Raw genomic sequence first — 20,196 nt, 5'->3', positions numbered from 1 at the left:
GGCAGGTGGGAGAGGCAGGGCTGGGCAAGGGAGCCGGACTACCAGGCCGACCAGCCGCCGTCGACGTAGACGACCTGGCCGGTGACGTAGGAGGCGGCGGGGGAGGCGAGCAGCAGCAGCGGGCCGGCGAGGTCGGTGTCGGGGTCGCCGAGGCGGCCGAGCATGGTGCGCTTCGCGAACCAGTCGAGGCGCTCGGGGTCGGCGCCCAGCGGCGCGGTCATCTTGGTCGGGTAGAAGACGCCGGGCGCCAGGCAGTTGACGCTCACGCCGTGCGGACCGAGCTCGGCGGCCAGCGCGCGGGTCACGTTGGCGACGCCGGCCTTGGAGGCGTAGTACGCCGACTCCGGCACCGGCCCGACCCGCTCGGCGTAGACGGTGGTGAGGTTCACGATGCGGCCGCTCCCGGCGGCGGCCATCACCCGGCCGGCGGCCCGGTCGAGCAGCCAGGTGCCGGTCAGGTTGACCCGCACCACGCGCTCGAACTCCTCCAGCGTGGTCTCGTCGTAGGGCTTGCGGAGCATCAGCCCAGCGGCGTTGACGAGCACGTCGAGCCGGCCGTGGTCGGCCAGCACCCGGGCCACCAGCGCGTCCACCGCGGCCTCGTCGGTGACGTCGGCGGTGTGGTGCACGTCGGTCGGGTCGAGGTCGGCGGTGACCACGGTGGCGCCGGCCTCGGCCACTGTCCGGGCCGCGCGCTCGCCGAGCCCACCGGCCGCGGCGCCGACGACCAGGGCGACCTGGCCGGCGAGGTCGAAGGGGCTCACCACTCGAGCTCACTCTCCTCGGCCGCGGCCTCGCGACCGGCGAGCCGGCCGAAGATGCCGGCCTTGCCGATCGAGGTGCCGGTCATGTAGCCGGCGCCGTGGAAGCCCCCGATCACCTCGCCCGCGGCGTAGAGCCGCTCGATCGGCTCGCCGAACACGTCGAGCACGCGCATCCGGGTGTCGACGGTGAGGCCGCAGTAGGTGGCGAGCACGACGGTGCCGGAGGGGTGGGCGTAGAAGGGCGGCCGCTCCAGCGGGAGCAGGTCGCCGACGCTGCTGGACAGCGCCCGCCGGCCCAGCGGGTCCGGGTCGCCGTCGCGGATCCGGCGGTTGTAGTCGTCGACGGTGGCGACGAGCGAGCCGTCGGGCAGCCCGATCACGGCCTCGAGGTCGGCGACCGTGTCGCCGCGCAGCAGCATCCCGGCGCGGTCGCGGCCGGCGAACTCGTAGATCGGCACCTCGTCGTTGCTGGCCGCCATCACGGTCGCGTCGAAGACCTGCCAGGTGGTGACGCCGGGCTGGGCGAGCGCGGCGTCGCCGATCTCCTTGTAGGGCAGCGACTCGTCGACGAAGCGGCGGCCCTCGCGGTTGACCGCGATCGCGCCCTTGTAGACGGCGAGGATGCCGGTGCCGTCCTCGTCGGGGTGCGGGCGGTGGAAGATGCCGTAGGTGCCCTTGACGTACGGCGTGTCCACGACGCCGGCGCCCAACTGCCAGGCCATCAGCAGCCCGTCGCCGGTGCAGCCGGGTCCGCCGGCGCGCAGCGCGTGCTCCATCTGCGGGGCGAACCGGGCCAGCAGCTCGGGGCTCTGCGCGAACCCGCCCGTGGCGACGACGACCGCGTCGGCGGCGATCCGGTGCGGGCCGTCGGGCCCGTCGACCTCGACGCCGACGACCCGGCCCTCCTCGCGCAGCAGCCGCCGGGCGGGGGTGTCCATCAGCAGCCGCGCGCCGAGCCGGCCGGCCGCCTTGAGCAGGTGCACGAGCATGCCGGTGGTGTCGGTGGGGTGGGAGCGGGGCACGGACTGGCCGGACGCCGCGTGCACCTCGCCGTAGCGGACGCCGTGCTCCTTGAGCCACCGGTAGGTGTCGAGCTGGTGGTCGCAGTAGAGGTCGACCAGCGCCTCGTCGCCCACGTGCTTGCCGGTCTCGACGAGGTCCTTGCGGAGCAGCTCGACGGAGTCGGCGATGCCCTGGGCGGTCTGCTCGTCGGTGCCGGCGAAGGCCGAGAGGCCCGCGGAGCGCACCGTGGACCCGCCGATCGCGTCGGTCTTCTCCAGCAGCACCGCGTACTGCCCGGCCTCGGCGGCGGCGAGCAGGGCGGCGCAGCCGGCGAGGCCGGAGCCGAGGACGAGGACGCCGACCCGGTCGGGCAGCTCGGTCGCGTAGGGGAGGCCCGGGATCATGCCCGGCCCCCGGACCGGACCCACGGCCGGTCGTAGTGCGCCTCGGCGGCGGTGAACTCCGGCAGGTGGAACAGCTGCTGCCGCTCGGCCCAGGTGGCCATCGCGCCGGCGCGGGAGGCGGTCTCGCCGGTGGCGGCGAGGTGGGCCAGCGCGTCGCGGCCGGCGGCCATCATCGAGCGCATCAGGTAGTTGGCGAAGAGCACGACGTCGAACCCGAGGTCGGCGTACTCCTTCAGCTCCAGCTGGGGCGTCTTGCCGCCCTCGACGACGTTGACCACCAGCGGCACGCCGGCCAGCTCGCGGCCGACCCGGGCCAGCTCGTCGACGGTGCGCGGCGCCTCCACGAACAGCACGTCCGCGCCGGCCTCGACGTAGGCGTGGCCGCGCTCGATCGCGGCGTCCAGGCTCTCGGCGCTGCGCGCGTCGGTGCGGGCGACCAGCACGAGCGCGTCGTCGGTGCGTGCGTCGAGCACGGCCGCGATCTTGGCCTGCATGTGTGCGGTCGGGATCAGCCGGTGGTCGTCGAAGTGGCCGCAGCGCTTGGGCATCTCCTGGTCCTCCAGCTGCAGCGCGGCCGCCCCCGCCCGCTCGAGGAGACGCACCGTCCGCATCGCCGAGAGCGGGCCGCCGTAGCCGGTGTCGGCGTCGACGACGACCGGCAGCGCGGTGGCCTCGGTGAGCCGCTCGACGTGGTCGACGACCTCGCCGAGCGAGACCAGTCCGAGGTCGGGCACGCCGTACTGCGCGTTGGCCAGGCCGGCGCCGGTGGCGTAGGCGGCCGCGAAGCCGGTCTGCTCGACCAGGCGGGCGCCCAGGGCGTCGGTGACGCCGGGCAGCACCAGCGGGCCGCCGGCGGCGGTGCCGGCGAGCGCGGCACGCAGCGCGAGCCGGCGCTGGTGCGCGCTCGGCATCGGGCCGACGCCGGTGAGCGCGTCGGCCCAGGGCCGATCGGCCGGCGCGGGCGACGAGGCCGACATGGCGGATGTGGTGGGCGGAGCGGACAAGGCGGGACCTCCGTGGGTGCGGTGTCAGCAGGCTGGCACCGGGCACCGCCCCGAGGCCCGGGTCGTGGTCCGCCTGGCGGCACGGAGGGGGAGAGACCGGCGCCACATCGGGGGTTTGATCAGCGGACACCGCGGATCCCCGCTGAGACGACCCCGACCAGGGAGAGGCACACATGAGCGTCGAGCTGACCGAAGAGGGCACCAGCCGCTTCGCGCAGACCAAGTCCTGGAAGCTCCACTACAACGAGGCCGGCGAGGGCCACCCCGTGATCCTGCTGCACGGCAGCGGCGCGGGTGCCACCGGCTGGAGCAACTTCCGCCCGAACCTCGGCCCGCTCTCGGAGCGGTTCCGGGCGATCGCCTGGGACGCGCCGGGCTGGGGCAAGTCCGACTCCGCACCCTCCGACGAGTACGACCACCCCGAGGCCGTCGTCGAGCTGATGGACGAGCTCGGCATCGAGAAGGCAGCGCTGGTCGGCAACTCGATGGGCGGCATGATCGCGCTGGCCGTCGCCGCGCGGCACCCCGAGCGGGTCTCCCACCTGATCACGATGGGCCCCGGCAGCTTCCTCGACCTGCCGACGCTGTTCGGTCCCGGCGACGGCCCGAGCGAGGGCCTGAAGATCCTCTTCGAGGGCTACCGGAACCCCACCCCCGAGGTGATGAAGCGGCTGGTCGACATCATGGCGTTCTCGCCGGAGTTCGCCACCGACGAGCTGGCCCGGCTGCGCTCCGACGCGGCGCTGGCGCGCCCCGACCACCTGGAGAACTTCCTCAAGGGGGTGGCCGCCGGCCGCGGCCCGGTCTCGAAGCCGGCCACGCCGGCCGAGGTCCGCTCGATCACCCAGCCGTCGCTGCTGATCCACGGCCGCGACGACCGCGTCGTCCACTTCGAGCACTCGCTGCGCCTGGTGTCGATGATCGACAACGCGCGGCTGGTGCTGCTCAACCGCTGCGGCCACTGGGCCCAGATCGAGCACGCCGACGAGTTCAACCGGCTCGTCGCCGACTTCGTCGAGAACAACTGAGGGGAGCGGCGTCATGGCTGCCGTCAAGCACGAGGTGCTGAACCGGGTCGAGGAGGCCGCCGAGGTCTTCCGCGGCACCGCCGCCGAGAGCGAGGAGCTGGGCCGGCTGAGCGACCTCTCCGCCAAGCAGCTGCGCGACACCGGCGTGGTCCGGATGCTCCAGCCGAAGGAGTACGGCGGCTACGAGGCGCATCCGGTCGAGTTCTTCGAGACCGTGCTCAAGGTGGGGTCGCTGTGCGGCTCGGCCGGCTGGGTCGCCGGCGTCGTCGGCGTCCACCCCTGGCAGCTGGGCCAGTGGGACAAGCGGCTCCAGGAGGAGCTGTGGGGCGAGGACCCCGACACCTGGATCGCCTCGCCCTACGCGCCGATCGGGCGGGCCCGCAAGGTCGAGGGCGGCTACCGGTTCAGCGGCCGGTGGCCGTTCTCCTCCGGCACCGACCACTGCGACTGGATCATCCTGGGCGGGCTGATGGTCGACGACGACGGCAACGTCACCGACCCGACGCCGTGGAACTTCGTGCTCCCGCGGTCCGACTACGAGGTCCACCACGACTCGTGGGACGTGCTGGGCCTGCGCGGCTCGGGCAGCAAGGACGTCTCGGTGCCCGACGCGTTCGTGCCCGACTACCGGGTCAACAAGCCGGCGAACTTCGAGGACGGCTACCAGGCGGGCCTCGTCGGCCGTGACGCCGTGACCTACCAGGTGCCGTTCGGCACGATCTTCCCGGCGGCCATCAACGCGGCGACGCTCGCGATGGCCGAGGGCGCGCTGGCGGCGTTCGTCGACTACACGCGCAAGCGGGTGACCGGCCGGGGGCCCAAGGCGGTCTCGGACCCGGTCCAGCTGATCGCGCTGGGCGAGGCCGCGGCCGACATCCACGCCGGCCGGGTGCAGTTCCTCGACGACTGGTCGCGGCTCGTCGACACCGTCGAGCGCGGCGAGCGGATCCAGCGCGAGCAGCGGATCGCGCTGCGCCGCAACGGCGTCCGGGCGGTACGCCGCTCGGTCGACGCGGTGGACCGGCTGTTCATGAACGCCGGCGGGGGAGCGCTGCAGCGCGACCAGCCGCTGCAGCGGTTCTGGCGCGACCTGCACGCCGGGATGAACCACATGTGCAACGTCGCGCACCCGCTCTACCAGGCCTACGGCCACGACCTGTTCGGGCTCGAGGTCGACCCGTTCGGTTGGTGAGGTCTCCGGCGGGCACGGTGACCGCGGCGAGGGGACGAGAGCCCTCCCGGTCCGCGGACGACGTGCCCGCCGGCGCCTACCAGGTGCTCGCGGTCGTCTTCCTGGCGACCGTGGTCATCTCGCTCAGCTCGACGATGCTCACGATCGCGCTGCCGAGCATGGCGGCCGACCTCGACGCCACGGCGTCCGGGACGGGCTGGGCGCTGACGGCCTACCTGCTCACCAACACCGCCTCGATGATGCTGATGGGGCAGGTCGCGGACGCCGTCGACCGCCGGCAGATGCTCGTGGGCGGCCTCGCCCTGTTCACCGTCACCAGCGCCGGGCTGGCGCTCGCCGACGAGGTGGGCCAGGTGGTCGTGCTCCGGGCGGTGCAGGGGGTCGGCGCCGCGATGCTGCTGTGCAACGCGGTCGCGGTGCTGGTCACCGTGTTCCCGGGCCGGCTGCTCGGGCGGGCGATGGGGGTGCCCGCGGACCGCGCCGGCCGGGTGAACGCGGTGCGGGTGACCCTGCAGAGCACCAGCCTGGCGCTGGCGACCGCGATGTCGCTGGCGCTCGCGGTGGCGTTCGTGGGCCCGGCGGCGGCCGAGTCGTTCGTGTCCGGCGACGCGGCCGCGCTCACCGCCGCGGACGTCGACGGCATCGTGCTCGGCCACCGGCTGCTGTTCGGGGTGTTCGCGATGCTGGTCGTCGCCGGCGCGGCCGTCACTGCCGCGTCGCCCCGGCGGGCACGTCAGCCGCGGTAGTCGCGGGCGATCGCGTCGGCGGTACGGCGCACCTCGGCGGCCGCGGTGACGGGGTTGAACCGGGTGGCCGGACCGGACACGGACACCGCGGCCACCGCTCGACCGTCGGGCCCGAGGACCGGCGCGGCGGCGCACACCAGGCCGAGCTGGATCTCCTCGCGGTCGAAGGCGACGCCCTCGGCCCGGACCCGGGAGAGCTCTGCGAGGAAGCGAGCGGGGTCGGCCACCGAGTAGCGGGTGCGGCGCACCAGTCCGCCCTCGAGCACCGTGCGGATCGCCTCGCGGCCGCTGAAGGCCAACATCGCCTTGCCCAGGGCGGAGCAGCCCGCGGGCATCCGCCCGCCGACCGCACTGGCGACCTGCAGCTGGTCCTGGCCGTGGATCTTCTCCAGGTAGACCACCTCGGTGCCCTCGAGCACGGCGAGGTTGACCAGCCGCTGGGTGCGGACCAGCAGCTGGCCCAGGTGCGGGGCGGCGGTCTCGCGCAGCCCGTGCGGGCGGCACAGCGGGACGCTGTTGCCGAGCTCGAACAGGTGCCGGCCCAGGCAGTAGTCGCGGCCGATCCGCTCGACGTACCCGCCCTGCTCGAGGTGGGTGAGCAGCCGGAACGCCGTCGACTTGGGCACGCCCGCCCGACGGGCGATCTCGCTGACGCCGAGCGTCGGGCCGGAGCCGCGGAACGCGTCGAGCAGCTGCAGCGCCTTCATCACCGACGGCGTCGCCTGCTTGTCGGACTCGCGGGTGGGTGCCTCGGGGGCCAGCGTGCCGGTCATGGGTCCTCCTGCTCCGCGGTGGTGACCGCGATCACTCCCTGTGGTGTCAGTCACTGTAGCGATCAATACAGCGAAGGACCAGAGTGTCGGTGAACTTTCACCTTTCGGGCGCGGAGGGACCGTCCGGAGCGCGTAACGATCGCTCCACTGAAGTGGGGGCGTGGGGCCCGCTGCGGGCCCGGGCGACCAGCCGGGCGTCAGCCTGCGGGCGAGAGGGTCGGGGCCGTCGCGGCGGCGTCGAGCATGGTGACGAGCAGATCGGCGAAGACCTCCGAGTCCCAGTTCGGCTCGTCGAGCTGGTAGGAGAAGAACAGTCCGTCGGAGAGCGACATCGTCAGCAGCGACAGGGCGTCGGCCGTCACCGGGGTGGCCTCGGGCAGCACCGTGGCGAACCACTGCTCCTGCAGCAGCCGGGCCTGGCGGCGCACCCCGACGAAGCGGGCACGCGCCGCCGGCGGGTCGTCGCGGCGCAGCAGCAGCAGCATGTGGCCCAGTCGCAGGAACAGCGGCCGCTCGGCGAGGCTGCGCAGGCTCACCGCGAAGTGGTCGCGCAGGTCGTCCTGCCAGGCGGTGCCCGGTGACGGTGGCAGCCAGGCCGGCTGGGCGACGTACCACTCCTGGTAGGAGTGCTCGATCGCCGAGGCCATCAGGTCGTCCTTGTCCTTGAAGTGCCAGTAGAGCGAGCTGGCCGGGAGCCCCGCCTGCCGGCAGATGCGAGCGATCGACGCCCCGTCGTAGCCGCTCTCGGCGGCGACGTCCGCGGCGGCGCGCAGCAGCCGCTCCCGGCCGGAGTCGGGATCGTCGGGCACCAGGCGCGCCGGCGAGCCGCGACGGGTGCCCCGCCGCGGCGTCTGGCGATCGCCGAGCAGGTGCCGGGCCGCGGCGACCAGCCCGTGGGCCAGTGCGTGGATCAGGTGGGTGAGGTCCTCCTGGTCGTCCGACTGGTGGGCCAGGAAGAGACCGTCGGTGCCCGAGAGCGTCACCAGCGCGAGGGTGCGCGCGTGCGCGGGAGACGCGCCGGCCTCGTCGGCGAGCGCGCGGGTCCACCAGTCGGTGAGGCGGGTGAGGGCCTGGGCGCGCACCCCGAGGAATCGCTCGCGCGGCCCGCTGCCGACGGCGGGACCGGTCTCGAGGGCGAGCAGCAGCCCGGCCCGCCAGAACCCCGGCTCCTCGTCGAGCGCCCGGGCCGTGGCCTGGAGCTGGACCAGCAGCTCGTCGAGCAGCGGGCGGTCGGGGTCGAGGTCGACCCAGCGCGGGTGCTCCTCGGAGAAGCGCCGGTAGCCGTGGTCGAGCGCGTCGGCGAGCAGGTCGTCCTTGTTGCGGAAGTGCCAGTAGACCGAGCTGCCGGGCAGCCCGCTGGCCTTGGTCAGCTGCGCCATCGTGGTGCCGACGTAGCCGCGCTCACCGGCGATGCGCAGCGCGGCGTCGAGGATCGTTCGCCGCGACTCCTCGCCCTGTGCGTGGTGACGGGTCGTCTTGCGTGCCATGGCTCCGCTCCGAGGGGTGGGCGGCCGGTCGCGGCCGCGCCCAATGTTAGTGAGTCGGCTGGTGGGGATCGGGGACGGCGGACGCGTGCGCCGCGGCGGCGAGGACCAGGCGGGAGCCGATGCCGAGCCACAGCGTCAGCAGCGCGCCTACGCCGGCGACGGCCATGGTGGCGCCCATCAGCCCGCCCGACACGCCGCCCACCGACACCAGCGGCGGCACCGCGGCGCCGAGGAGGAACTGGCTCGCACCCAGCAGCGCCGCCGCGGAGCCGGCGTCCGCGCCGTGTGGTGTCAGCGCCAGTGCCGTGCTGTTGCCCAGGGAGAGGCCGAGGCCGGCCAGCACCAGCCACATCGGTCCGGCGGCGACCGCCAGCGGTGCCTCCCAGGCCAGGGCGGCCGCGAGCGCGACCGTGGCGGCGCCGACGAGGAGCAGGCCCCACCGCAGCAGCGTCGCCGGACCGAGACGGCCGACCAGCCGGGCGCTGACCTGACTGCCGACGATCATGCCGGCGGCGTTCGCGCCGAAGACCCACGCGTAGGCCACCGGCCCCAGCCCGTAGCCGTCCTGGAGCACGAACGAGCTCATCGAGATGTAGGCGAACAGGACGACGCCGAGGAGCGCACTCAGCACCAGGAAGCCGCGGAACCGCCGGTCGGCGACCAGCCGGCGCAGCGCCCGCGCTGGCACCGGGACCGCCTGCCGCGACGCCGCCGGACGGGTCTCTACGAGCACCAGCCGGGAGGCGGCCAGCAGGAGCAGGCCGACGAGGCCGAGGACCACGAAGATGCCGCGCCAGTCGGTGAGCGTCATCAGCTGCCCGCCCAGCAGCGGGCCCAGGATCGGCGCCAGCCCCATCACCAGCATCAGCTCGGAGAAGACCTTGGCGGCCCGGGCCCCGGAGTAGACGTCGCGCACGATCGCCCGGGCCACCACCATCGCCGCCGCTCCCGCCAGCCCCTGCGCCAGGCGCAGCAGCAGGAGCACCCACACGTCGGTCGCGACCGCGCACACGAACGAGGTGACGGTCAACACCAGCACGCCCCACCGCAGCGGGCGCATCCGGCCGATCCGGTCGCTGAGCGGGCCCGCCACCAGCTGCCCCAGCGCCAGGCCGACCAGGCAGACCGACATCGTCAGCTGCGCCATCGCATCCGACGTGCCCAGGGACCGGGCCAGGTCGGGCAGTCCCGGCAGGTAGAGGTCGGTGACCAGCGGCGCGACGGCGGTGAGCGCGCCGAGAGTGACCAGGACCCCACGGGAGAGCTCGGTGGGGACGCCGGTCGGTGCGGCGGTCGCTGCGTCGGTCGCTGCGTCGGGGGAGGTGGCGGTCACCGGCGCATCCTGGCGTCCCGCGGGGCGGCGGACGACATCGCCGTGCCTGTCCGTGGAACGCCGACCGGCCGGCCCGGCGTCGGTCCGCAGAGCGGCACGGGTCGCTGTGTGACCCGCGCCACGAGCCCCCAAGGTCGGCTCAGTCTCGGACACCACCGACCACTCCAGCGGCCCCCCGGCCCGCGGCACGGCAGAAGGACACCCATGACAACCATCCGGTCACTCGCTCGTCAGAACCGACGTCAGACCCTCCGGCGCCAGGGTGCGGCACTCGTCGCGACCGCGGCGCTCGTCGGCACCCTCGGCGCCTGCGCGCAGGACACCGTGCAGGCCGACTCCAGCGGCACCGCCGAGGACAGCGCGTCGGGCATCGAGAAGGCCGAGGAGGCGGTCGCCTCGTGGAGCGGCCCGGTCACCGACTACCCCGAGGAGCCGGCGCTCTCCGCCACCCCCGACATGGAGGGGAAGAAGATCACGGTCATCCCGCTCGGCGACAACATCCCCGTGATCCACGGCGTCGCGGTCGGCATCCAGGACGCGATGGAGGCGGTCGGGGCGACCACCACGATCTGCGACGGCAAGTTCACGCCCACCGCGGTCGCCGACTGCCTCAAGCAGGCCGGCGACCAGGGCGCGGACGCGGTCGTCTCCCTCTTCATCGACTACGCCATGGCCGGCACCGCGTTCGACGCGCTCGCCGAGCAGGGCGTGCCGGTCCTGGTGGGCGGCGTCGAGCCCACCGGCGGCCGCGAGTCGGACGAGACCCTCGCCTTCTACGACAACACCGGCCGGGTCGGCCAGCTCTACGACGCGATGTCGATGTCCGCGCTCGCCCAGGGCGGCGAGGACACCAACGTGCTGTGGTTGCGGCTGATGGACTCCACCACCACCCGGGACGCCAGCGACCAGGGCGTCGCGACCTTCAAGGAGCTCTGCCCGACCTGCGGCGTCGCCACCGCCGACTTCACCACCGCCAACCTCGACAAGCTGCCCTCGGCCGTCAGCGCCGCGATGGTCGCCAACCCCGAGACGAACGCGATGATCGTGCCGGTCGACAGCTTCGTGCCGCCGGCGATGCAGGGCCTGCAGAGCTCGGGCAAGGCCGACCAGGTGAAGGTCTTCTCCTCCAGCTCCGACCTGGCCGGGCTGCAGCGGGTGCGCGACGGCCAGCAGGCCTCCGACCTCGGCACCCCGGTGATCTACGAGGGCTGGAAGTACGCCAACGGCCTGATGCAGCTGCTCGCCGGCGACGAGGTGCAGCCGGCCGACGCGATGGTCACCCGCGACTTCACGGCCGAGAACGTCGGTGACCTCGAGCTGACCGACGACGCCTACTTCACCCCGGACTGGTTCGGCGACGACCGGTTCAAGGACCTGTTCCTCCAGGCCTGGGGCGTGAGCTGACCATGACCGCGACTCCCCGGCTGGAGGCCCGCGGCGCCAGCAAGACCTTCGGCCCCACCACGGTGCTGACCGACGCCCACCTGGTCGTCCAGCCCGGGGAGATCCACTCCCTCGTGGGTCAGAACGGCTCCGGCAAGTCGACGCTGGTCAAGATCCTCACCGGCTACCACCCGCCGGACGGCGGGATGACCCTCGAGGTGGACGGGCAGCCGATCGCGCTGCCCGTCCAGTGGCGGGCCGCCCAGGCGGCCGGAGTCTCCGTCGTGCACCAGGACATGGGCCTGCTCGACCACCTGACCGTCAGCGAGAACATCGGGATCGGCGGCTTCGCCCGGTCGCGGTTCACCGGCCGCATCGACTGGCGCCGGCAGGACGAGCTGGCCGCCGAGATCCTCGGCCGGCTCGAGATCCCCGTCCACCCCCGCACGCTCGTCGACGAGCTGCCGCCCGCGCACCGCGCCGGCGTCGCGATCGCCCGGGCGCTGCGCGGCACCGTGCCGGGGGAGGGGCTGATGATCCTCGACGAGGCGACCCGGGCCCTGCCCCGCGAGGACCTCGCCCGGATGCACGACCTGCTCGGCCGCGTGGTCGCCTCCGGCACCTCGGTGCTGATGGTCAGCCACAACCTCGAGGAGGTGCTGACGCTCAGCGACCGGGTGACGGTGCTGCGCGACGGCCGGGTGGCCGGCGCCGGGCTGCCCACGGCCGAGCTCGGCGAGGCGGACCTGGCCCGGCTCATGCTCGGCAAGACCGTGGACGCGGTCACCCGGGTGCCCGTCCCTGCGGGGCTGCCCGAGGACGCGGTCGCGGAGGTCGCCGGTCTCGAGGTCGACGGACGGTCGGTGTCGTTCACGGTCCGCCGCGGCGAGGTCGTCGGCCTCACCGGGCTGCCCGGCACCGGCTTCGAGAAGGTGCCCTACCTGCTCGCCGGGGCCGCCCGCGGGGCCGCCGGCACCGTCACCACCCCGACGGGCCGGATCGACCTGAGCCGCGCCGAGGTCTCCGACGCCCTGCGGGCCGGCATCGCGCTGGTGCCGGAGCGGCGGGTCCGCGACGGCCTCGCCGTCGACCTCAGCGTGCGCGACAACGTGGCGCTGCCGAGCCTGCGGCGCCGCGGCCGGCCGTGGCTGGTTCGGCGTCGTTGGCAGGACGAGGTCACCGGCGAGGCCGTGACCCGGCTCGGCATCAAGGCCCGCTCGGGCGCGGACCTGGTCAAGGAGCTCAGCGGCGGGAACCAGCAGAAGGTCCTGTTCGCCAAGTGGCTCTCCACTGGACCCGACCTGCTCGTGCTGCACGAGCCCACCCAGGCCGTCGACGTGGGCGCCCGGGCCGACCTCCTGCACGCCATCGGCGCCGCTGCGGCCGCCGGCCGCGGGGTGCTGCTGGTGAGCACCGAGCCCACCGACCTGGTCGAGATCTGCGACCGGGTCCTGGTGCTGCAGCCCGGCGCCGAGCCGCAGGAGCTGCGTACCGACGATCCCGACGCCCTGCTCGAGGCGATCTATGCCGTCCCCACGACCACCGGAGCCTCCCATGCCTGAGACCACCGTCGACCACCTCGTCAGCGACGACGAGACCGCCCGCCGGCTCGTCACCGACAGCGGCACCGACACCGCCATCCCCAACCACGGCGAGCGGGCCCGGCCCGGCCGCGCCGGGAACCTGCTGCGCACGGCCGCCTCGAAGTACGCCCTGATCGGCGTCTGGGCGGTGATGGCGCTCTACTTCTATCTCCAGGTGCCCGACACCTTCGGCACCAGCGGCACGTTCTCCTCGATCTTCGGCTCCCAGCAGGTGCTCGTCTTCCTGGCGATGTCGGCGTTGGTGACATTGGTCGTGGGGGAGTTCGACCTCTCCGTCGCGGCGATGATGGGCATCGCGGCGACCACGATCCCGGTGCTCGCCGGGATGCACGACGTGAACATCGTGCTGGCCTGCGCCATCGGGGTGGGGGCCGCGGTGCTGGCCGGCGCGATCAACGGCTTCTTCGTCGTCGTGCTCGACGTGTCGTCGTTCGTGGTCACGCTGGGCATGGCCACGCTGCTCACCGGCGTGGCCCAGCTGGTCTCGGGCTCCACCATCGTCTCGGTCAGCAGCCCCGGGCTGGCGAAGATCGCCATCGGCGACGTCCTCGGCATGCCGGTCTCGTTCTGGTACGGCATCGTGCTGGCGCTGCTCATCGCCTACGTGCTGGCGTGGACGCCGCTCGGGCGGGCGATGGTCTTCGTCGGCGCCAACGCCGAGGTCGCCCGGCTCGCCGGCATCCGGGTGAAGCGGGTCCGCTTCGGTGCCTACGTGACCGCCGGTCTGCTCGCCGGCCTGGCCGGGCTGATCCTGGTCGCCACCGTCGGCGGCTTCGACTCCTCGACCTCCAACAGCTACCTGCTGCCGGCGCTGGCCGCGGTCTTCCTCGGCACCTCCGTCGTGCAGCCCGGAGCGTTCAACCCGCTCGGCACGATGGTCGCGATCTACTTCCTGACCACCGGCATCTTCGGCCTGCAGCTGCTCGGCTACGCCGGCTGGATCCAGAACGTCTTCTACGGCGCCGGCCTGGTCGTCGCCGTCGCGCTCGCCAAGGTCGTCCGCGACCGATCCCGAGCGCGCTGACCGCTCGCCGACCGGGCCGGAGGGGCGTGCCGCGGAACGGCACGACCCGGTGGTGGCCCACGTCACACGAACCTAGCGTGGCTGTAGTGATCGCTACGGACTCCGCAGCCACACCACCAGAGATGAGGAAGCCCATGCACGAGGTGCTGGAGAAGGTCCACAAGGCCGCCGACGTCCTGCGGGAGGAGGCCGTCCCCAGCGACCAGCTGGGCCGCCTGACCGACCGCACCGTCGAGACGATGAAGGAGACCGGCCTGGTCCGGCTGCTCCAGCCCGTCGAGCACGGCGGCTACGAGGCGACCCTGGCGGACTTCCTGGAGGCCGGGATGGCGGTCGGCGCTGCCGCGCCGTCGGCCGGCTGGGTCGCCGGCGTCGTCGGCGTCCACCCGTGGGAGATCGCCATGATGGACCCGCGGCTGCAGCAGGAGATCTGGGGCGAGGACCAGGACACCTGGACCGCCTCGCCCTACGCGCCCTTCGGCCGCGCCCGCCGCGTCGACGGCGGCTTCCTGTTCACGGGCCGCTGGCCCTACTCGACCGGCACCGACCACTCCGAGTGGGTGATCCTCGGCGGCATCGTCGTCGGCGAGGACGGCCAGCCCGGCATGCCGCCGGACATCCGGCACTTCGTGATCCCGCGCAAGGACTACGAGATCGTCGAGGACTCCTGGAACGTCATGGGCCTGCTGGGCACCGGCTCCAAAGACGTCCAGATGACCGACGTCTTCATCCCCGACTACCGGGTCGTCGAGGCCTCGGTGATGCTCGCCGGCGGGTACGAGCACCGGCAGGAGGGCAAGCCGCTCTACCGGCTGAAGTTCCCGCTGGTGTTCTCGGCGGCGATCGGCGCCGCCACCCAGGGCATCGCCCAGGGCGCGCTCGCGGCGTACCGCGACTATCTGAGCACCCGGGTCTCCGCCGACGGCATCGTCGGCAAGACCGACCCGACCCAGCTCACGGTGTACGCCGAGGCGGCGGCCGACATCGCCGCCAGCCGGTCGCACCTGCTGACCTCGGCGGTGGAGCTGCAGGACTACGTCACCAAGGGCGGCGAGATCACCCGATCGCAGCGGCTGACCTTCCGCCGCGACCAGGTGCGCGCCACCCGCCGGGCCGCCGACGCGATCGACCGGCTCTACAAGATCAGCGGCGCCAGCGGCATCCGCACCGACTTCCCCAACGAGCGCTACTGGCGCGACCTGCAGGTCGGGCTCAGCCACATCTGCAACGTCGCGGAGAACGTCTACACCGGCTGGTCCACCGACGACCTCGGCGGCGACGCCAGCCCGGCCCTGTTCGTCTGAACCACTGCCAAGCCCCGTCCGACTCGCACCCCCACCACACACAGGAGACCCAGAGATGATCACTTCGCTCGCCTACCTCGGGGTGAACTCACCCCGATCGGAGGACTGGCGCGAGTTCGGGGCCGGGTTCCTCGGCGCCGAGATCGCCGAGGACGGACCCGACGGCTCGGTGCGGCTGCGCGTCGACGACGCCGCCTGGCGCATCCAGGTGCACCCCGCCGAGGCCGACTCGGTGGCCTACTTCGGCTGGGCCGTCGACCACGAGGAGGACCTCGACGTCGTCCTCGAGCGGCTGCGCGCCGCCGGGGTGGCCGCCGAGCGCGGCTCCGCCGAGCTGGCCGAGGCCCGCGCCGTGAACCAGCTGGTCACCTTCACCGACCCGTGGGGCTTCCCGCACGAGGTGAGCTGGGGCCAGCACTTCTACCCCGCGACGTTCCGGCCCGGCCGGGCGATCTCCGGCTTCGTGACCGGCACCCAGGGCCTGGGCCACGTGCTGCTGATGATGCCCGACATCGAGGCCGGCCACCGGTTCTTCCACGACGTGCTCGGCTTCAAGCTGTCGGACAAGATCATCGTGCCCGGCCAGCTGAACGCGCGGTTCTACCACGTCAACGAACGCCACCACACGCTCGCGCTGGGCCAGTGCCCGCCCGGCGTCGCGGTGTTCAACCACCTGATGCTGCAGATGCAGTCGATCGACGACGTCGGGTCGGCCTACGACATGCTCGACAAGTACGACGTGCCGCTCACGCTGAGCCTGGGCCGGCACACCAACGACAAGACGTTCAGCTTCTACTGCGCCACGCCGTCGCTGTTCAACGTCGAGGTCGGCTTCGACGGCATCGAGGTCAACCAGGACTGGGTGCCCTACACCTACGGCTCCGCCGCGATCTGGGGCCACAAGCTCGACCCGGAGGCGAAGAACCGCCCGCCGGGCATCGTGCACCCGCTCGCCGCGGACTGACCGCGTCGGGCCGCCATGCCCCCGACCGCCCCGGACGGATCTCCCGTCCGGGGCGGTCGGCTGTGCTGTCCGCCTTGTCCGCCATGTCTGCGTGCGGCGAGGTCACAGCAGGGTGGTGAGGGTGCCGCCGTCCGCGCGGAGTGCCGCGCCGTTGGTGGCCGCGGAGAGCGGGCTGGCGAGGTAGGTCGCGAGGGCGGCCAGTTCGGCCGGGTCGATGAAGCGCTGCAGCAGCGACGTCCGGTTCTGGGCGGCGACGGCGTCCTTCAGCGTGGCGGCCGGCATCGACTGCGCCTCGGCCAGCCGGGTGACCGCGGCGGCGACCCCGTCGGAGTAGGTCGGACCACCCAGGATCGTGTTGACGGTCACCGCGGTGCCGCGGGTGAGCTTGGCCAGGCCGTTGCCGAGCGCCAGCATCGCGGCCTTCGTGACGCCGTAGTGGACCATGTCGGCCGGCACGTTCACGCCCGACTCGCTGCCGATGAAGATGATCCGGCCCCAGCCCCGGTCGAGCATGGCGGGGAGCGCGTGGCGGGAGAGGCGGACGCCGCTCATCAGGTTGACCTGGAGATAGCGCTGCCAGTCGTCGTCGGTGATGTCGGCGAAGGGGGCGAGCTCGAAGACGCCGACGTTGTTGACCACGATGTCGGGTTGGTCGAGGGAGTCGAGCAGCCGGTCGACCTGCTCGGGCTGCGAGAAGTCGGCGGCCAGTCCGGAGACGTTCGCGCCGGGAACCGCCGCCTCGAGTCGGGCGACGGCCGCCGCCACCCGCTCGGCGCCCCGGCCGTTGACCGTGACGGCGACGCCCTCGCGCAGGAGCGCTTCGGCGACGGCGTACCCGATGCCCTGGGTGGAGCCGCTGACGAACGCGGTCTTGCCGGTGAGCTGCAGATCCATGCCGTCCTGCTTCCATTTGACTTGCCTGAGCAAGTGAAACGTAGGTGGTTTCACTTGCTCAGGCAAGTCAGCCGGTGCGTCGGCCAGCGGTCCGGTCGCGTAGGGTGCGGCCATGTCCGACCTCACCTCGTCCGCGCGACTGGAGGGCGACGAGCTCGAGACCTGGTCGGCCGTGGCGACCGTGCTGGAGTGGCTGCCGGCGGCACTCGACGCACAATTGCAGCGCGATGCCGGGCTGACGCACTTCGAGTACGGCGTCCTCTATGCGCTGGATGCGGCCGAGGGGCGGACCCTGCGGATGAGCGTGCTGGCGGGCTTCGCCAACAGCTCGCTGTCGCGGCTGTCGCGGGCTGCCGTGCGCCTGGAGAAGCGGGGGCTGCTGCGGCGGCGGCCGGACCCGGCGGACGGGCGCTACACGTTGGCGATCCTGACCGAGCTCGGGGTGCAGTTGGTCGAAGAGGTCACGCCGGGGCACGTCGCGACGGTCCGGAGGCTGGTGCTCGACCCGCTGACCCAGGCCCAGGCGCGGCAGCTGCAGGCGATCAGCCGGCGGGTGATGGGGGCGATCCGTGACGAGGACGGGTGGCGCCCGCCGGTCGGACCGGGCGGTTCCGGGTGAGCGGTGCGGGAGCCGCGCCCGGGCGGCTGCTGACCGTCGGTCACGGGACGGCGGGTCGGGCGGAGCTGGCGGCGCTGCTGACTGACGCCGGGGTCGAGCTGCTCGTCGACGTCCGGCGGTTCCCGGGCAGCCGTCGCAACCCCGATGTGAGCAGCGACGCGCTCGCCGAGTGGCTGCCGGCGGAGGGTGTCGCCTACCGGTGGGAGCCGCGGTTGGGCGGTCGGCGCCGGGTGCCCGCAGGCGAGGACGACGTGGACGGGTGGTGGAAGGTCGCCGCGTTCCGGGGGTACGCCGCCCACATGCGCACGACCGATTTCGGCGAGGCGCTGCGGGAGGTGCTGGGCGAGGCGGCGCAGGGCCGGGTGGTGGCGGTGATGTGCAGCGAGTCGCTGTGGTGGCGCTGTCACCGGCGGATGATCAGCGACGCCGCGGTGCTGCTGCACGGCGCGGAGGTCGAGCACCTCGCGCACGACGGGCGGCGAACCGCTCATGCTCCCGCCGAGGGGGCGCGGCGGGTGGGGGACGAGCTGTTCTACCCGGCTGACCCGGCTGCCGGATAGCTCAGGCCTCGGTGGCCTCGTAGGTGTTGACGCCGGTGACCCGGCGTACCGACCCCCAGCCCCAGACGGCCCACGCGACCAGCAGGAGGGCGCCGAGCGCCGAGCCGACCGCGTCGGCCACGAGGTCGCCGACGGTGTCGGCGTTGCCCTCCGACAGGGCCGTGTCGAGGAGGCCGTCGGAGCTGAACTCGACGATCTCCCAGAGGCCCCCGACGGCCATGCCGATGCAGAACGCGACCATCGCCATGCCGACGTAGTGCCGCACGTGGGTGTCGTCGCGCGGGTCGGGGAGCACGTCCAGCCTGGCGAGCCCGATGTAGATCACCGGGGCGGCGAGGCAGGGCAGCACGACGTGGACGACCCGGTCGAACCACCCCAGCGAGTCGTACCAGCCGAACGCCTCGCCGAGCGCGTGCAGCGTCAGCACGAGGACGAAGCCGAAGTCGTAGGGGCGCGGCAGGTTGACCAGGCGTGCCACGAGGGCGAGGGCGGCGGCGAACCCGAGGGCCAGGCCGCCGGCGACCTCGCCGGCGGCGAACGCGGCGACCATCGCGATCACGAGGACGACCCGCAGCACGTCGATGCCGTCGCGGAACCAGGGGGTCCAGTCGCCGAGGAGCAGCCTTCGGGCGTTCATCCGGGAAGGCTAGCCCGACTGCTCTGAGCGCTCCCGTGGTCGAGCCTGCCCGGCGACGGCGGGTTCTACCTCGTCGACCACACCGGCAGCCGAAGACTTCCCAATGTCGCCTGACGGCACCGGAGGCGGCATGCTCCCGGACACAGGATCCCCTGGATGCTGGACACCCCCACGAGCATCTGACGGGTCACTCGGCACATGGATGGAAGACTGCGGCGCGTGAGCGAGGGCGGGGTCTTCATCTCCCGGCCGTTCCTGCACTACTGGCGCGCTGCGGCGGTCTCGGGGTTGGGCACCTACGTCACGCTGTTCGCGCTGCAGGCGCTGGTCGTGCTGACCCTCGACGGGACCGCTACGCACGTGGGGTGGCTGAACGCCGCGCGGTGGCTGCCCTACCTGGTCTTCGGGCTCGTCGTGGGAGCCCTGGTCGACGGCAGGCGCCGGCTCCCGCTGATGATTCGCACCGACGTCGCCCAGGCTGTCCTGCTGCTGGCCATCCCGGTGCTGTGGTGGGGGGACCTGCTCCCGCTGCCGGTGCTGCTGGCCATCGTCTTCGCCTACGGGACCGCCGCCGTGGTCAACATGGCAGCGACGATGTCGCTGCTGCCGCGCCTGGTCGAGCCGGGCCAGCTGCAGCCCGCTCACGCGCGGGTCGACGGCGCCGACGCGGTGGCATCGACAGCGGGGCCTGCGATCGGTGGCGTGCTCGTCAGCGCCGTCGGAGCGCCGCTCGCGGTCCTCCTGGACTCGGCCACCTACCTCTACTCCGCGCTTACGCTGCGCCGGATCGAGCTGGACGAGCCGCCGCCACGCACCGGGGTCACTGCTCGCGCCCTCGCCGGCGAGATCGCGGACGGCGTCCGCTGGGCCTACGGACGCTCAGGGCTCCGCACCCTGGCGATCGCGACGCACGCCTGGTTCGTCGGCAACGCCATCGTCGGCGTCGTGCTGGCGCCCTACGCGTTCCTCGTGCTCGACCTCCGGGCGGCGCAGTTCGGGGTCGTCGGCGCTGCCGGTGGCATCGGCGCCGTGCTCGGCGCCGCGGTCACGACCTCGGTCGGCCGTCGGCTCGGCACCGGCCGGACGATCATCCTGTGCCACCTGGTCACCACGGCCGCCGTGGTGGCGATGCTGCTCGCCGGCGAGTCGGCGTACGCCGTGGGGGTGCTGGGGCTGGGTCAAGGGCTCTACGGGCTGGCGATGGGGATCAGCAACTCGCACGAGATGAGCTACCGGCAGCTCGTCACGCCCGACGAGCTGCAGGCCCGCACCAACACGACACTGCGGTCGATCAACCGGGCCGTCGTGGTGGTCGTGGCGCCCATCGCCGGTGTGCTGGCCGACGCCGTGGGCGTCCGGTCGATGCTCCTCGTCGCGGCGTCGGCGTTCGCCCTCGTCGCCGTCGGTCTCGCCGCCACCCCGTTCAGGAACGCGCGAGCTCCGGTCTGACCGTCGTGGCCCGGGTGGTCGCGCC

19 protein-coding genes are annotated in these 20,196 nt (G+C 73.2%); 11 read left to right on the top strand and 8 right to left on the bottom strand.

Annotated features, from left to right (window positions below):
• Nucleotides 1-38 precede the first annotated feature (38 nt).
• From D6B71_RS18235 to D6B71_RS18225, 3 genes are read right to left on the bottom strand one after another with little or no spacing between them, the layout of a single operon-like run.
• A complete protein-coding gene (locus D6B71_RS18235; RefSeq protein WP_240641543.1) occupies nucleotides 39-764 on the bottom strand; it encodes an SDR family NAD(P)-dependent oxidoreductase in 726 nt (241 codons plus the stop codon).
• Nucleotides 761-2,170, bottom strand: coding sequence for an FAD-dependent oxidoreductase (locus D6B71_RS18230; RefSeq protein ID WP_121257814.1), 1,410 nt, complete (start codon nucleotides 2,168-2,170; stop codon nucleotides 761-763). Before D6B71_RS18230 ends, D6B71_RS18235 begins: the two co-directional genes overlap by 4 nt.
• Nucleotides 2,167-3,147 (bottom strand): isocitrate lyase/PEP mutase family protein, encoded by a 981-nt coding sequence (locus D6B71_RS18225; RefSeq protein WP_121257712.1) that lies wholly within the window; start codon nucleotides 3,145-3,147, stop codon nucleotides 2,167-2,169. Before D6B71_RS18225 ends, D6B71_RS18230 begins: the two co-directional genes overlap by 4 nt.
• A 200-nt stretch (nucleotides 3,148-3,347) precedes the next feature.
• Here D6B71_RS18225 and D6B71_RS18220 point away from each other — a divergent pair, with 200 nt between their 5' ends.
• Genes D6B71_RS18220 through D6B71_RS18210 form a run of 3 tightly spaced genes read left to right on the top strand, consistent with a single transcriptional unit; the run spans nucleotide 3,348 to nucleotide 6,140 of the window.
• The gene (locus tag D6B71_RS18220) at nucleotides 3,348-4,202 is read left to right on the top strand and encodes an alpha/beta fold hydrolase (RefSeq protein ID WP_121257710.1); all 855 of its coding nucleotides are present in this window, start codon (nucleotides 3,348-3,350) and stop codon (nucleotides 4,200-4,202) included.
• 13 nt (nucleotides 4,203-4,215) lie between these two features.
• Complete coding sequence (locus tag D6B71_RS18215) at nucleotides 4,216-5,394, top strand: acyl-CoA dehydrogenase family protein (protein ID WP_121257708.1); 1,179 nt, start codon at nucleotides 4,216-4,218, stop codon at nucleotides 5,392-5,394.
• A 17-nt stretch (nucleotides 5,395-5,411) separates the two neighbouring features.
• Complete coding sequence (locus D6B71_RS18210; protein WP_126688314.1) at nucleotides 5,412-6,140, top strand: MFS transporter; 729 nt, start codon at nucleotides 5,412-5,414, stop codon at nucleotides 6,138-6,140.
• On the opposite strand, the gene D6B71_RS18205 is transcribed toward D6B71_RS18210, so the two are convergent.
• The 3 genes from D6B71_RS18205 to D6B71_RS18195 form a co-directional block, all read right to left on the bottom strand.
• Nucleotides 6,128-6,913 (bottom strand): IclR family transcriptional regulator, encoded by a 786-nt coding sequence (locus tag D6B71_RS18205; RefSeq protein WP_121257704.1) that lies wholly within the window; start codon nucleotides 6,911-6,913, stop codon nucleotides 6,128-6,130. The two genes, D6B71_RS18210 and D6B71_RS18205, sit on opposite strands and share 13 nt — an antisense overlap.
• Before the next feature lie 197 nt (nucleotides 6,914-7,110).
• Nucleotides 7,111-8,400, bottom strand: a complete 1,290-nt coding sequence (locus D6B71_RS18200; protein ID WP_121257703.1) for a TetR/AcrR family transcriptional regulator — start codon at nucleotides 8,398-8,400, stop codon at nucleotides 7,111-7,113.
• A gap of 46 nt (nucleotides 8,401-8,446) precedes the next feature.
• Nucleotides 8,447-9,733 (bottom strand): multidrug effflux MFS transporter, encoded by a 1,287-nt coding sequence (locus D6B71_RS18195; RefSeq protein WP_121257701.1) that lies wholly within the window; start codon nucleotides 9,731-9,733, stop codon nucleotides 8,447-8,449.
• A 204-nt stretch (nucleotides 9,734-9,937) separates the two neighbouring features.
• Between D6B71_RS18195 and D6B71_RS18190 the strand changes: the two genes are divergently transcribed.
• The 5 genes from D6B71_RS18190 (at nucleotide 9,938) to D6B71_RS18170 (ending at nucleotide 16,012) form a co-directional block, all read left to right on the top strand.
• Complete coding sequence (locus tag D6B71_RS18190; RefSeq protein WP_121257699.1) at nucleotides 9,938-11,137, top strand: sugar ABC transporter substrate-binding protein; 1,200 nt, start codon at nucleotides 9,938-9,940, stop codon at nucleotides 11,135-11,137.
• 2 nt (nucleotides 11,138-11,139) lie between these two features.
• Nucleotides 11,140-12,678 (top strand): sugar ABC transporter ATP-binding protein, encoded by a 1,539-nt coding sequence (locus tag D6B71_RS18185; RefSeq protein WP_121257697.1) that lies wholly within the window; start codon nucleotides 11,140-11,142, stop codon nucleotides 12,676-12,678.
• On the top strand, nucleotides 12,671-13,744 hold the full coding sequence (locus D6B71_RS18180) for an ABC transporter permease (protein ID WP_121257695.1): 1,074 nt from the start codon (nucleotides 12,671-12,673) through the stop codon (nucleotides 13,742-13,744). Before D6B71_RS18185 ends, D6B71_RS18180 begins: the two co-directional genes overlap by 8 nt.
• Nucleotides 13,745-13,866: 122 nt before the next feature.
• The gene (locus D6B71_RS18175) at nucleotides 13,867-15,048 is read left to right on the top strand and encodes an acyl-CoA dehydrogenase family protein (protein WP_206051844.1); all 1,182 of its coding nucleotides are present in this window, start codon (nucleotides 13,867-13,869) and stop codon (nucleotides 15,046-15,048) included.
• Between the two features lie 55 nt (nucleotides 15,049-15,103).
• Entirely contained in the window at nucleotides 15,104-16,012 is a 909-nt protein-coding gene (locus tag D6B71_RS18170) for a VOC family protein (protein ID WP_121257691.1), read from the top strand.
• A 102-nt stretch (nucleotides 16,013-16,114) separates the two neighbouring features.
• Here the strand turns inward: D6B71_RS18170 and D6B71_RS18165 are convergent, their stop codons facing one another.
• On the bottom strand, nucleotides 16,115-16,906 hold the full coding sequence (locus D6B71_RS18165; protein ID WP_121257689.1) for an SDR family NAD(P)-dependent oxidoreductase: 792 nt from the start codon (nucleotides 16,904-16,906) through the stop codon (nucleotides 16,115-16,117).
• 112 nt (nucleotides 16,907-17,018) lie between these two features.
• Between D6B71_RS18165 and D6B71_RS18160 the strand changes: the two genes are divergently transcribed.
• Together D6B71_RS18160 and D6B71_RS18155 are read left to right on the top strand one after the other, a co-directional pair.
• Complete coding sequence (locus D6B71_RS18160) at nucleotides 17,019-17,525, top strand: MarR family winged helix-turn-helix transcriptional regulator (RefSeq protein WP_121257687.1); 507 nt, start codon at nucleotides 17,019-17,021, stop codon at nucleotides 17,523-17,525.
• Nucleotides 17,522-18,085, top strand: a complete 564-nt coding sequence (locus D6B71_RS18155) for a DUF488 domain-containing protein (RefSeq protein ID WP_240641542.1) — start codon at nucleotides 17,522-17,524, stop codon at nucleotides 18,083-18,085. Before D6B71_RS18160 ends, D6B71_RS18155 begins: the two co-directional genes overlap by 4 nt.
• Before the next feature lies 1 nt (nucleotide 18,086).
• Here the strand turns inward: D6B71_RS18155 and D6B71_RS18150 are convergent, their stop codons facing one another.
• Nucleotides 18,087-18,722, bottom strand: a complete 636-nt coding sequence (locus D6B71_RS18150) for a DUF2238 domain-containing protein (RefSeq protein ID WP_121257686.1) — start codon at nucleotides 18,720-18,722, stop codon at nucleotides 18,087-18,089.
• A gap of 219 nt (nucleotides 18,723-18,941) precedes the next feature.
• Here D6B71_RS18150 and D6B71_RS18145 point away from each other — a divergent pair, with 219 nt between their 5' ends.
• Nucleotides 18,942-20,171, top strand: coding sequence for an MFS transporter (locus tag D6B71_RS18145; protein ID WP_206051843.1), 1,230 nt, complete (start codon nucleotides 18,942-18,944; stop codon nucleotides 20,169-20,171).
• Nucleotides 20,172-20,196: the final 25 nt, after the last annotated feature.

The sequence above is a fragment of the Nocardioides ferulae genome (genome assembly GCF_003660455.1).
GTDB classification, from domain to species: Bacteria; Actinomycetota; Actinomycetes; order Propionibacteriales; family Nocardioidaceae; genus Nocardioides; species Nocardioides ferulae.
Note: the sequence above shows the minus strand (reverse complement) of the source record. Positions and strands in the feature narration are given on the sequence as shown.